Below are 13,636 nucleotides of genomic sequence, written 5' to 3'. Positions count from 1 at the left end.
TGACAGTTTTCGCGGGAGTCGTTGCCGTGGGGTCGCTGCCCTCCTGCCTGCCGGTCGCGTCCCGTCCCGCGTTCGCCGCCGACGGCGGGGAAGGCACCGGCCTGCCGGACACCGAGCGCGGCCAGGCGGTCTGGGCGTTCAAGACCGGTGGCAAGACGGTTCGTGCGGCGGCTGCCGCGGCTTTGGCCGGTACCGCGGCCGACGTCTCCGGCTTCCTGACCGGCGGACTGGCCGTGGCGGTGGCGGAGGACAACAGGTTCGCCCTCTTCAGCTCCCTTCCGTTCGCAGGGCGTGCGGTACGTGACTCGATCGGTACCGCGCTGGGGAACGGTGGAAATGCCGTGAGCGCCTTCCTGCAGGACGGGTACGAGACTCCGGTGCGGGAAGACCTCCGGGTGGACGTGCTCACTCTCCAGAACAACAGTGGTAGCGCGGTCCGCCGCGAGGCCGCCGAGGCACTGGCCACGGGAACCACCGAGGCGATGCGGACATTCCTGGAGGAAGGCCAGTTCACGGCCCTGGCGGAGGACGAGCGGCTCGAGGTCCTGTCCATCCTCGCGACGGCGTCGCCGCAGGTGCAGGTCTATGCCCAGCGGGCGCTGGACGACGGCTCCCCGGAGGCGATCCGCCAGTTCCTGGTGTCGGGCCAGTACATCGCCCGGGCTCGTGACGAGGAGAACGCGACGATCGACCAGCTGGTCGAGATCGTCGAGAAGGAGGGCCGGCGTGCGGCGCTGAAGACCGAGCAGGCCGTCGACCTGTCGGACAAGGCCGTCGCCGCGGCCGAGAAGGCCAAGGAAGCGGCACTGACCGCGAAGGCCGAGGCCGAGGCGGCTCAGGACGATGTCGAGCGGTCGGCCCGGGCCGCGAACAAGGCCGCTCGGGCCGCCAAGGGCGCGGGCCAGGCGGCGGCGACCGCTGTGTCGGCGTCGAACACGGCACAGACGGCCTCGCAACGTGCGGCCAAGGCCGCGCAGGCGGCAGCTTCCGCGGCGGCGGCGGCGGGGCGTGCGGCCAACCGTGCCTATCGTGCGTCGATTGCCGCGTCAAGCGACGCGTCTGCCGCCTCGGCAGCACGTGCCGCGGCGGAAGGCGCACGGAACGCGGCAGCTCGTGCTCGTTCTGCGGCGACCGCTGCCGGGCACGCGGAGACCGCGTCCAACCAGGCTGTCGCGGCCAGTTCGGCAGCCGCCGGCGCGGCGACCCATGCCGCCCAGGCAGCCCAGGCCTCTGCCGATGCCGCCGCCGCTTCCGGTGCGGCCCAGTCCGAGGCCGCCGCCGCGCGGCAGGCCGCGGAGGAGGCGGGCGTCGCGGCCGCGCGGGCGACACGGGCGGCAGGGACCGCCCGAACACTCGCGGGCAGGGCGGCCTCGGCCGCCCGGGTGGCACGCAACGCGGCCAACAGTGCGGCCGACCACGCGGAGAACGCAGCGGACGCGGCAGAGGAGGCGGCCGAGCACGCGGGTGAGGCGATCGACTTCGCCAATCGGTCCACGGCCGCCGCCGAAGCGGCGGTCGAGGCAGCCGGTCTCGCCTACGACGCCGTCGTCGAGGCGCAGGAGGTCGAGGCCGCGGCACGGGTCGCGGAGGAGGAGCAACTCGCCGAGGACACGCGGGACGGGGTCGAACGGGCCCGCGGCGAGGCGGAGACAGAGGCGGAACAGGCGCAGCGTGCGACAACGGTGCAGACGCAAGCCGCACTCATGTCTGACGAGATCCGAGACCTGATCGCCGCCGCGGAGGCAGCCCTGGCCGAGGGCGATACCGATCGGGGCATCGCGACGGGTCGACAGGCGGCCGCCAAGCTCCTGACCGCCCTGGGGAGCTGGACCCGCGAGGCCGCGGAGTTCGCCCTGGCAGGCGCCGACGAGGACGTCCTCAACTGGCTGGACACCGACCGGCGTCTCGCCCAGCAGCAGGACGACCGGGAAACTCTGGTCCTGGTGGCCAAGGCGACCAACTCCGACGTCGCGTTCGCCGCGGCCGACGCCTTGGCGAGCGACGACTCCGATGCCCCCCGGGAATTCCTGGAACGTGGGGCCATGCTTGCGGCGGCCGAGGACAACCGGGTCAAGGCGTTCCGCGTACTGGCCGACGACGATCGCGGCCCCGCTGCCCGAGCCGCGGCCGAGGCCGCGCTGAACGACGGGTCGGCGGAGGCGCTGCACCGCTTCGTCATGGTGGAGCTCGCCGAGGCGGTGAAGGAGGACGACGAGGTCGAGGTGCTCCGCATCCTCGAGTCCGGCGGTCCGTACTCCCGGGCCGCGGCGGAGATCGTCCTGGAAGGCTCGTCGAGCATGCGGCGTGCGTTCGTCGAGAAGGGGCAGCACACCGCGGCACAGCTCGATCACGACCACGCCACCCACGTCAGCTCCATCCGCGCCGCCATCGCCCAGGCCGCGAAGACCGCGTCGCAGGCGCTCGAGGACGCGGCCCGGGCGTCGGAAGCCGCGGCACGTGCCCGCGACGCCGCGGCCGAAGCCGCCGAGTGGGCGGACCGCGCCCAGGGATACGCGGCCGACGCCGGCAGGTCGGCCGCGGAGGCAGCGGACAACGCCGACGCCGCCGACCGGTCCGCCGCCGACGCCGCCGCGTCGGCCCGTACCGCGGAGCAGGCAGCCGCGGTCGCCCGAGAGGCGCGCAGGTCGGCGAACTTCTCCGCCAAGCAGGCACTGCTCTCGGCCGGGGAAGCGGTGCGCTTCGCCTCACAGGCCCAGGCATCCGCTGCCAGCGCGCATGACGCGGCGACCCGGGCCGGTCAGGACGCCGCCGCGGCGGCGGCCGCCGCCAGCGGCGCACGTGCGGAAGCCACCCGGCTCGCCCAGCAGGAGGAGGCCGCCGCGGCCCAGGAAGCGGCGGAGAACGCCCGCCGGCACGAAGAAGCCGGGACGGTACCGGCCGACGACGACCCGGACACGACCGGCGACACGAGGTTCTTCGGGTTCATCCCCGAGGACTTCTCGGATCCGCGGGACTGGTCCGCCGCGCTGGGCGAGTGCAGTACCTGGATCGGAGGCATCGGCACGCTGGTAGCCGTCGCGGCTCCGTTCACCGGTCCGTATGTTCCGTTCGTGGGGGGAGCCGCGGCGTTCATCGGCTCCATCTCGTTGGCCGCGGGCGCAGCCAGCACCGTGACAGCCGGGTTCGGGTACGGCTGGAACAGCAAGCAGTTCCACACCGCGCTCGGTACGACGGCGATCTCGGCCCTGTTCTTCGGGCAGGGGCGCGTGATCAACAGCGTCATGAAGCGGTTCCCGGGGGGAAACACGATCGGGGAGAAGGTCGGTGTGGCGATCCATGAGGCCGCGACCGGCACGGCCAGCTTCGTCGCAGGACTCTTCGCGTAGGGACGCCGTGCTGCATTCTGCCATCGCGGTGGCGGCGGGCCGCGGCCGCTGCGACGGCAGGACGCTGCCGGACCAGGTATCAGAAGGGAAGTGGAGCCGACGTGGCACGTGGCGACGAGGCAGACAGGCCCAAGCTCAGTGTCCGACGGTACCGACTTGGTCTCTGGGCCGTGGCGGTCATCAGCCTTGTCGGCGCGGGACTCGGGTTGATCGGCAGGTCGATGAGCCATTCGGCGATCCACGGAGGCGATTGGCGGGTCGACGCCTCCCTCATCGCCGTCACGGCGGTAGCGTTCGTCGTACTGCTCGTGGTGCTCGTGCTCCCGCCGTACACGGCCCGCCGGGATCGGCTCGTCGCGCAGGTACGTCAGGCCCGTTCCGATGCCGTCGTCATCCCGGCCTACTCGTCCCGTGATCTGTGGTCCGAGGCCGTCGAGGCCGGGGCAGGTACCGGCGGTATCGCGCGTCGGCTGACGACCACGCTCGCCGTTGCCCTCGTGGGCGACACCGCCGAGATCTGGATCCGTGACGACCGGGAACCACGCTGGTTCGTGCGACGCACGGACTCGCGGGTCGAGCTCCGCCAGATCGAGATGGGACAGACCAGCCAGCTCGGCCTGCGGATCTCCGACGGCGTCAGGAGCGTGTCGTTCGTCCCGCACTACGGCGTGACCAACACCATCGGATCGGTCGAGCGAGCCCTGGCGGACCTCGGTGAGGATCCGGCGGACCACCTGGCGCCGTGAACCGGTCGCGGACACGCAAGCGCCACCGGACGTGCGGCGGACCGGATGACGCCCTCCGGGCGACGTCGGGCAGACTAGGGGCCTGTGGTCCGAGCGGACCGCCCTGCGGTCCGGACGGGCCGCCGACACCCGAACACGAGGAGCAGAAGTGACCGACGTTCTCGACGAGCTGCACTGGCGAGGCCTGGTGGCGCAGACCACCGACGAGGCCGCGCTGCGAACTGCGCTGTCGACGGGACAGGTCGCCTATTACGTGGGCTTCGATCCCACCGCGCCGAGCCTGCACATCGGCAACCTCGTGCAGATTCTCACCGCGCGGCGCCTGCAGGACGCCGGGCACAAGCCGTACCTGCTCGTCGGTGGCGCGACCGGTCTCATCGGCGACCCCCGCGACTCCGGTGAGCGCACCCTCAACTCGCCCGACGTCGTCGCCGGCTGGGTCGACAGGATCCGCTCGCAGATCGAGCCGTTCCTCGACTTCGGCGGCGAGAACCGCGCCACCATGGTGAACAACCTGGACTGGACGGCGCCCATGAGCGCGATCGAGTTCCTGCGGGACATCGGCAAGCACTTCCGGATGGGCACCATGCTGTCCAAGGAGATCGTGGCCCGCCGCCTCAACTCCGAGGAGGGCATCAGCTACACCGAGTTCTCCTACCAGGTGCTGCAGGGTATGGACTACCGGGAGCTGTACGAGCGGCACGGCATCACGCTGCAACTCGGCGGGAACGACCAGTGGGGCAACCTCCTGGCCGGCGTCGAGTTGATCCGCAAGGCGGAGGGCGTCGCGGCGCACGCCCTCACGACCCCGCTGATCACCAAGGCGGACGGCACCAAGTTCGGCAAGTCCGAGGGCGGGTCCGTCTGGCTCGACCCCGAGATGACCAGCCCGTACGCCTTCTACCAGTTCTGGCTCAACCAGGCCGACGCCGACGTCGTGAACTACCTCAAGGTGTTCACCTTCCGCGGCCGCGAGGACATCGAGGCCCTGGAGAAGGAGGTCGCGGAGCGGCCGTTCGCCCGCGAGGCGCAGAAGGCGCTCGCGAGCGACGTCACCACCCTGGTGCACGGCGCGGCCGCGACCGAGGCCGTCATCACCGCCAGCCAGGCCCTGTTCGGCCGCGGCGAACTGACGGGGCTCGACGAGCGGACCCTCGCGGGTGCTGTGAGCGAGCTACCCCGAGTGACCGCCAAGGCCGGGGATCTCGTCGTCGACCTGCTCGCGGGTTCCGGGATCGTCGCCTCCAAGGGCGAGGCACGCCGGGCCGTGAAGGAGGGCGGCGCCTACGTGAACAACGTCAAGGTGGCCGCCGAAGACCAGGCGCTCGCGGCCGGGGACCTCCTGCACGGCAGGTTCGCGGTGCTGCGCCGCGGCAAGAAGACGCTGGCGGTCGCGGCGGCGGAGTGATCAGGGAGGCTCCCCGAGCGCCAGTTCCAGCGTGAGGCGCCAGTTCTTGCCCGAATCCGGGCAAGAACTGGCGCGTTCGTCGTGTCAGGTGTCAGAGTCTCCGTCATGGAGCCGCCATCCGATCTCGTCGGCCACCTGGTGGCGACCACCGGGCTGACACCCGCCGAGGCCCGGCGCGTGATCGGCGACGTCGTCGCGTACTACGCGGAACCGGTGGAGGACGTCGTCCGACGCCGGCACGCCGAACTGAAGACCTACGGCGCGAAGAACCCCGAGATCTTCGCGCGGGTCGCGGACGAGCTCTCGCAGCGCGTCGTGGCGGCGCCCGAGCTGAGCGAGCGCCAGCTCCGCCGGATGATCTACGGCTGAGCCGGAGGGCGAGCCGGCGGTGCGTCCGGGAGGCTGAGGACGGACCGCCCGGCCCAGAGACTGAGGAGCAGAACATGTGTGGAATCGTCGGATACGTCGGCGGGCAGCAGGCGGCGCCGCTGCTCACCGAGGGGCTCGCACGTCTCGAGCATCGCGGCTACGACTCGGCCGGGGTCGCCGTCGTCGGCTCCAAGGTGCGGGTCGTCAAGCGGGCCGGTCGCGTCAACGACCTGGTCGAGGCGATGCCCCAGCGCATCGCCGGTCGTACCGGGATCGGGCACACGCGCTGGGCCACCCACGGACCGGCGTCGGACGTGAACGCGCACCCCCACACCGACACGGCCGGAACGGTCGCGGTGGTGCACAACGGGATCCTCGACAACGCGGCGACCCTGCGCCGCCGCCTCGAGGACGCCGGGGTGGAGCTGGCCAGCGACACCGACACGGAGGTGATCGCACACCTCGTGGGACGGTCCGGGGCGGAGACGCTCGAGGGCAAGGTGGTCGAGGCGCTGGCGGCGATCGAGGGGACGTACGGCCTCGCCGTCGTGCACGCGGACTTCCCGGACCGCGTCGTGGTGGCGCGCAACGGCAGCCCGCTGCTGGTCGGCGTGGGCGAGAAGGAGATGTTCGTCGCCTCGGACCTGGCGGCGCTCGTCCGGCACACGACGACGGTCGCGCATCTGGACGACGGCGAGCTGGCGACGATCACCGCATCGGGCTTCACGACCTTCCGGGCGGACCTGACGCGCACCGAGACGGCGGCGCACGAGGTCGACGTCGACCCCAGTGCCTACGAGCACGGGGCCACGGGCGCGGAGCCGCGGATGTACACCGAGATGCTGGAGCAGCCGGCGAGCGTGGAGCGCACACTGCGCGGGCGGCTCGACGAGCGCTTCGGCACCGCGCATCTCGGAGGGCTCGGGATGGACGCCCGCGAACTGCGTGCGGTGCAGCGGGTCAAGATCCTCGGCTGCGGGTCTGCGTACTACGCCGGCCAGATGGGCGCGCAGCTGATCGAGGAGCTCGCGCGCGTGCCCGCCGACGCCGAGGCGGCCAGTGAGTTCCGGTACCGCGACGCGGTCATCGACCCCGACACGCTGTACGTCGCGGTGAGCCAGTCCGGGGAGACCGTGGACACCCTGCTCGCCGTGGAGGAGATCCGCCGCAAGGGTGGCCGCGTGGTCGGTCTGGTGAACGTGGTCGGCTCCGCGATCGCGCGGGCGTGCGACGGCGGCATCTACCTGCACGCCGGGCCCGAGACCGCGGTGGCGTCCACGAAGGCCGTGACGACGATGTTCGTCGGGTTCGCGCTGCTGGCGCTCCAGCTCGGGCGCGTGCGCGACCTGTCCGTGGCGGACGGCAAGCGGCTCGTCGCGGGGCTGCTCCGGCTGCCGGCGCAGATCGAGGAGACCCTGGCCGGCGAGGAGCGGCTGGCCGGCATCGCCAAGACGCTGGCACAGGCGGAGAGCATGTTCTTCGTGGGGCGGGTGCGCGGGTACCCCGTGGCACGGGAGGGAGCGCAGAAGCTCAAGGAGATCAGCTACCGGCACGCGGAGGCGTACCAGATGTCGGAGCTGAAGCACGGCCCGCTCGCGCTGATCTCTCCCGCCGTCCCGACGGTGGCCGTCGTGCCCGACGACGAGCTGGCCGACCGCAACATCGGGGCCCTGCACGAGATCGCGGCCCGTGGCGGCCCGCTCGTCGTGGTCACGCACGACGGCGTGGACCTGGGGGAACTCACGGCCGAGCGCATCGACGTGCCGCGCAACGAGAAGGAGCTGGACCCGCTGCTGCTGACCATCCCGCTGCAGCTGGTGGCGTACCACGCGGCCCTGACGCTCGGGCACGACGTCGACCGGCCCCGGAATCTCGCCAAGTCCGTGACGGTCGAGTGACGCCGACGGCGTGAGCGCGGGCACGACGTGAGCCGGGACATCACGGCGAAGTTGTGCTCGGGGGCGTCGTGTGTGTAATGTTCAGGTCGTTCGCCCGACAGGGAGGCACGGACAGGAACCGCGGAGAACGCGGGCTGGCCGGTCCCGGGGCGGGAACTCACTCAAGACTCAGCAGGTGCCTTGTGCGCCTCGGAAGACTGGTGGGGCCCACTGATTCAGCAGCCACGAGTACTGCCCGCACAGGGCGGTTGCACGCGGCGGGTTGGGCTGGTAGGGTGTGGAAGTTGTCTCCGGAAGGCACGGACGATGGCGCGGAAGATGCGACGTCGGCCGGTTCCGAGAACAACACATCCCACTTCAGAACTCTCAGGGCATAGTCTCCTGTGATGCCTGAAATGGGCGCCGGAATGAGCGGCTGCCTGAACAAATTGACCCGGACCGGGTGATTTGGAAAAGGCGTCGGGAATCTGGTAAGTTTTTCGAGTCGCCCTGAGCGGGTCAGGCCGGAAGGTTTGGTTCGGATGTGTGCGTCGGTTGTTTGAGAACTCAACAGTGTGCTTGATAGTCAATGCCAATTATTGTCCCCTTGTTGTGGGGGGATGTTTTGGATCGGATCGAGCAGTTCAGCTTGGTCTGGCCAGTATCAGTATAGCTCTGTGAAGAGTGAAATCTTTTACGGAGAGTTTGATCCTGGCTCAGGACGAACGCTGGCGGCGTGCTTAACACATGCAAGTCGAACGATGAAGCCCAGCTTGCTGGGTGGATTAGTGGCGAACGGGTGAGTAACACGTGAGTAACCTGCCCCCCTCTTCGGGATAAGCCTTGGAAACGGGGTCTAATACCGGATATTCAGTCTCTGCCGCATGGTGGGGGTTGGAAAGATTTATTGGTGGGGGATGGGCTCGCGGCCTATCAGCTTGTTGGTGGGGTGATGGCCTACCAAGGCGTCGACGGGTAGCCGGCCTGAGAGGGCGACCGGCCACACTGGGACTGAGACACGGCCCAGACTCCTACGGGAGGCAGCAGTGGGGAATATTGCACAATGGGCGAAAGCCTGATGCAGCGACGCCGCGTGAGGGATGACGGCCTTCGGGTTGTAAACCTCTTTCGACAAGGAAGAAGCTTTCGGGTGACGGTACTTGTAGAAGAAGCGCCGGCTAACTACGTGCCAGCAGCCGCGGTAATACGTAGGGCGCAAGCGTTGTCCGGAATTATTGGGCGTAAAGAGCTCGTAGGCGGTCTGTCGCGTCTGGTGTGAAAACCCGAGGCTCAACCTCGGGCTGGCATCGGGTACGGGCAGGCTGGAGTGCGGTAGGGGAGACTGGAATTCCTGGTGTAGCGGTGGAATGCGCAGATATCAGGAGGAACACCGATGGCGAAGGCAGGTCTCTGGGCCGTTACTGACGCTGAGGAGCGAAAGCATGGGGAGCGAACAGGATTAGATACCCTGGTAGTCCATGCCGTAAACGTTGGGCACTAGGTGTGGGGCGGGTTCCACTCGTTCTGTGCCGTAGCTAACGCATTAAGTGCCCCGCCTGGGGAGTACGGCCGCAAGGCTAAAACTCAAAGGAATTGACGGGGGCCCGCACAAGCGGCGGAGCATGCGGATTAATTCGATGCAACGCGAAGAACCTTACCAAGGCTTGACATGCACCGGACAGCTGCAGAGATGTGGTTTCCGCAAGGTCGGTGTACAGGTGGTGCATGGTTGTCGTCAGCTCGTGTCGTGAGATGTTGGGTTAAGTCCCGCAACGAGCGCAACCCTTATCCTATGTTGCCAGCGGGTTATGCCGGGGACTCATGGGAGACTGCCGGGGTCAACTCGGAGGAAGGTGGGGATGACGTCAAATCATCATGCCCCTTATGTCTTGGGCTTCACGCATGCTACAATGGCCGGTACAGAGGGTTGCGATATCGTGAGGTGGAGCGAATCCCTAAAAGCCGGTCTCAGTTCGGATCGGGGTCTGCAACTCGACCCCGTGAAGTCGGAGTCGCTAGTAATCGCAGATCAGCAACGCTGCGGTGAATACGTTCCCGGGCCTTGTACACACCGCCCGTCAAGTCACGAAAGTTGGTAACACCCGAAGCTCACGGCTCAACCCTTCGGGGAGGGAGTGGTCGAAGGTGGGACTGGCGATTGGGACTAAGTCGTAACAAGGTAGCCGTACCGGAAGGTGCGGCTGGATCACCTCCTTTCTAAGGAGCGCAAGGCTCTTGCCCTCGGCTCGCACTTCGTGTGGGTGGGTGAGGGTCCAGGACCCCTGTGGGGGTTCGGGCCATGCCACGGCCGGACGCGTCGTGGGTGGTTGCTCATGGGTGGAACATTGACGAAGGACCTTCCCGTTCGGGTGGGTCTCGCTAGTACGCCGGCATCTTGGCTCCTTCGGGAGTGGCTCCTTCGGGAGGTGGGTGCGGGTTGGAACGTGGGGTCTGTCGGTGGTGGGGGTCTGCCAAGCACACTGTTGGGTCCTGAGGCAACCGGCCGGCTGGTCGGGTGTTTCTGGGAGGTTCGAGTCATCACCGGGGCGATACCGCCGGGCTGTGGTCTGGTTGGTCGTTGGTGTGTGGTGGGTTCGTTCGTTGCTTGAGAACTGTATAGTGGACGCGAGCATCTCTGGACACATGATTCGTGCGCGCTTGGTGCGTGTGGGGGTTGTGTGTTCTGCGTAGTGTTGTTGAAGTTTTTTAGGGCACAGGGTGGATGCCTTGGCATCAGGAGCCGACGAAGGACGTTGTAGCCTGCGATAAGCCTCGGGGAGCTGGCAGACGAGCTGTGATCCGAGGGTTTCCGAATGGGGGAACCTACCCGAAGTTGTGTTCGGGTACCTGCACTTGAATTCATAGGGTGTAGGGGGGAACGCCGGGAAGTGAAACATCTCAGTACCGGCAGGAAGAGATATTCTGTGAGTAGTGGTGAGCGAAAGCGGATGAGGTTAAACCGTGCGCGTGTCAAGTTGTCAGACGTTGCGTGTGCGGGGTAGTGGGAGCCCCTGGAGAGATCTGACAGTCTCTCGATCAGTGAGAAAGTTGCGCTATAGCCGAACCGGGTTGAATACCGGACCGTAGAGGGTGGGAGTCCCGTAGGTGAAATGGTGTGGCCTGGTGGGGGTTGTCCCGAGTAGCACGGGGCCCGTGAAATCTCGTGTGAATCTGCCAAGACCACTTGGTAAGCCTAAATACTCCCTGATGACCGATAGCGGACCAGTACCGTGAGGGAAAGGTGAAAAGTACCCCGGGAGGGGAGTGAAATAGTACCTGAAACCGTGTGCCTACAATCCGTCAGAGCCTTCCAGTCCTTCGGGGTTGTGCAGGGGTGATGGCGTGCCTTTTGAAGAATGAGCCTGCGAGTTAGTGCTCGGTGGCGAGGTTAACCCGTGTGGGGAAGCCGTAGCGAAAGCGAGTCCGAACAGGGCGTGATAGTCGCCGGGTCTAGACCCGAAGCGGAGTGATCTAGCCATGGGCAGGGTGAAGCGCCGGTAAGACGGTGTGGAGGCCCGAACCCACCAGGGTTGAAAACCTGGGGGATGACCTGTGGTTAGGGGTGAAAGGCCAATCAAACTCCGTGATAGCTGGTTCTCCCCGAAATGCATTTAGGTGCAGCGTCACGTGTGCTTGCTGGAGGTAGAGCTACTGGATGGCCGATGGGCCCGACAAGGTTACTGACGTCAGCCAAACTCCGAATGCCGGTAAGTTGAGCGTGGCAGTGAGACTGCGGGGGATAAGCTCCGTGGGTCGAGAGGGAAACAGCCCAGATCGCCGGCTAAGGCCCCTAAGCGTGTGCTCAGTGGGAAAGGATGTGGAGTTGCTCAGACAACCAGGAGGTTGGCTTAGAAGCAGCCACCCTTGAAAGAGTGCGTAATAGCTCACTGGTCAAGTGATTCCGCGCCGACAATGTAGCGGGGCTCAAGCACACCGCCGAAGCCGTGGCAACCACACATGCACATTACAGTCCCTTCAGGGGTTGTCAGTGGTGTGGTTGGGTAGGGGAGCGTCGTGTGGCCGGTGAAGTCCCGGAGTGATCCAGGGGTGGAGGCCACGCGAGTGAGAATGCAGGCATGAGTAGCGAATGACGGGTGTGAATCCCGTCCACCGAATGACCAAGGGTTCCAGGGCCAGGTTTATCCGCCCTGGGTAAGTCGGGACCTAAGGCGAGGCCGACAGGCGTAGTCGATGGACAAGGAGTTGATATTCTCCTACCGGCGAAGAACCGTCCATACCGAGTCCGGTGATACTAACCATCCCAATCCTCCCGCTTCAGTCTTCGGACTGTACAGGGAGAGGCGGCGTGGGACCTGATCCGGTAGTAGGTAAGCGTGTTAACAGGGGTGACGCAGGAAGGTAGCCGCACGTGGCGATGGTAGTCCACGTCCAAGGTTGTAGCCTGCTCCGTAGGTAAATCCGCGGGGCGTCAAGGGTGAGGACTGATGGTGACCACGCAAGTGGGAACGCGGTGATCCTCTGCTGCCAAGAAAAGCCTCGACGCGAGGTTCTAGCCGCCCGTACCCCAAACCGACTCAGGTGGTCAGGTAGAGAATACCAAGGTGATCGAGCGAATCGTGGTCAAGGAACTCGGCAAAATGCCCCCGTAACTTCGGGAGAAGGGGGGCCCGAACCGTGAAGCCCCTTGCGGGCGTGAGCGGGGAAGGCCGCAGAGACCAGGGAGAAGCGACTGTTTACTAAAAACACAGGTCCGTGCGAAGTCGCAAGACGATGTATACGGACTGACGCCTGCCCGGTGCTGGAAGGTTAAGAGGACGAGTCAACCCGTAAGGGTGAAGCTCAGAATTTAAGCCCCAGTAAACGGCGGTGGTAACTATAACCATCCTAAGGTAGCGAAATTCCTTGTCGGGTAAGTTCCGACCTGCACGAATGGCGTAACGACTTCTCCGCTGTCTCGACCGCGAACTCGGCGAAATTGCACTACGAGTAAAGATGCTCGTTACGCGCAGCAGGACGGAAAGACCCCGGGACCTTTACTACAGCTTGGTATTGGTGTTCGGTGCGGTTTGTGTAGGATAGGTGGGAGACTGTGAAACCCGGCCGCCAGGTCGGGTGGAGTCATCGTTGAAATACCACTCTGATCGCTTCGGGCATCTAACCTCGGTCCGTGATCCGGATCAGGGACAGTGCCTGGTGGGTAGTTTAACTGGGGCGGTTGCCTCCTAAAATGTAACGGAGGCGCTCAAAGGTTCCCTCAGCCTGGTTGGCAATCAGGTGTCGAGTGCAAGTGCACAAGGGAGCTTGACTGTGAGACTGACAGGTCGAGCAGGGACGAAAGTCGGAACTAGTGATCCGGCCATGGCTTGTGGAAGCGTGGTCGCTCAACGGATAAAAGGTACCCCGGGGATAACAGGCTGATCTTGCCCAAGAGTCCATATCGACGGCATGGTTTGGCACCTCGATGTCGGCTCGTCGCATCCTGGGGCTGGAGTTGGTCCCAAGGGTTGGGCTGTTCGCCCATTAAAGCGGTACGCGAGCTGGGTTTAGAACGTCGTGAGACAGTTCGGTCCCTATCCGCTGCGCGCGTAGGAGTCTTGAGAAGGGCTGTCCCTAGTACGAGAGGACCGGGACGGACGAACCTCTGGTGTGCCAGTTGTTCCGCCAGGAGCACGGCTGGTTGGCTACGTTCGGAAGGGATAACCGCTGAAAGCATCTAAGCGGGAAGCCTGCTTCAAGATGAAGACTCCACCACCCTCGGGTGGGAAGGCGCCCGACAGACTATCGGGTTGATAGGCCGGAAGTGGAAGACCAGTAATGGTTGCAGCTGACCGGTACTAATCCGCCAACAACCTCAACAACACACACTTCACGTGTATCGCGTCCACTATACGGTTCCCGAGAAACGACCAACCCTTCGAACCTTGGTCA

Annotated in this window: 5 protein-coding genes and 2 rRNA genes; all 7 read left to right on the top strand. The window is 66.1% G+C overall.

The window, feature by feature from the left end:
• Nucleotides 1-26 precede the first annotated feature (26 nt).
• The 7 genes from EDD34_RS13010 to EDD34_RS12980 all read left to right on the top strand — a co-directional run bounded on the left by EDD34_RS13010 (nucleotide 27) and on the right by EDD34_RS12980 (nucleotide 13,566).
• Nucleotides 27-3,347 (top strand): ALF repeat-containing protein, encoded by a 3,321-nt coding sequence (locus EDD34_RS13010; protein WP_123814954.1) that lies wholly within the window; start codon nucleotides 27-29, stop codon nucleotides 3,345-3,347.
• Nucleotides 3,348-3,517: 170 nt separating this feature from the next.
• Nucleotides 3,518-4,093 carry a hypothetical protein gene (locus EDD34_RS13005; protein ID WP_123814953.1) on the top strand — a complete coding sequence of 192 codons (576 nt, stop codon included), beginning with the start codon at nucleotides 3,518-3,520 and terminating at the stop codon, nucleotides 4,091-4,093.
• Between the two features lie 148 nt (nucleotides 4,094-4,241).
• Complete coding sequence (tyrS, locus tag EDD34_RS13000; RefSeq protein ID WP_123814952.1) at nucleotides 4,242-5,501, top strand: tyrosine--tRNA ligase; 1,260 nt, start codon at nucleotides 4,242-4,244, stop codon at nucleotides 5,499-5,501.
• 105 nt (nucleotides 5,502-5,606) lie between these two features.
• Nucleotides 5,607-5,870 (top strand): hypothetical protein, encoded by a 264-nt coding sequence (locus tag EDD34_RS12995; RefSeq protein WP_123814951.1) that lies wholly within the window; start codon nucleotides 5,607-5,609, stop codon nucleotides 5,868-5,870.
• A gap of 74 nt (nucleotides 5,871-5,944) precedes the next feature.
• Entirely contained in the window at nucleotides 5,945-7,768 is a 1,824-nt protein-coding gene (gene glmS, locus EDD34_RS12990; RefSeq protein ID WP_123814950.1) for a glutamine--fructose-6-phosphate transaminase (isomerizing), read from the top strand.
• A 672-nt stretch (nucleotides 7,769-8,440) separates the two neighbouring features.
• A 16S ribosomal RNA gene (locus EDD34_RS12985) occupies nucleotides 8,441-9,964 on the top strand.
• Nucleotides 9,965-10,442: 478 nt separating this feature from the next.
• Nucleotides 10,443-13,566: ribosomal RNA gene (locus EDD34_RS12980) — 23S ribosomal RNA — on the top strand.
• Together the 16S and 23S rRNA genes form the textbook arrangement of a ribosomal RNA operon.
• Nucleotides 13,567-13,636 lie beyond the last annotated feature (70 nt).

Origin of the sequence: Myceligenerans xiligouense, assembly GCF_003814695.1 — a bacterium.
In the GTDB taxonomy this organism is placed as follows: Bacteria; Actinomycetota; Actinomycetes; order Actinomycetales; family Cellulomonadaceae; genus Myceligenerans; species Myceligenerans xiligouense.
This window is presented reverse-complemented; position numbering and strand designations above follow the sequence as displayed.

What these genes read in the sequence shown, in the direction of transcription:
- EDD34_RS12995 (WP_123814951.1), top strand. Translation starts at nt 5,607, where the DNA reads ATGGAGCCGCCATCCGATCTCGTCGGCCACCTGGTGGCGACCACCGGG.
- glmS (WP_123814950.1), top strand. Translation starts at nt 5,945, where the DNA reads ATGTGTGGAATCGTCGGATACGTCGGCGGGCAGCAGGCGGCGCCGCTG.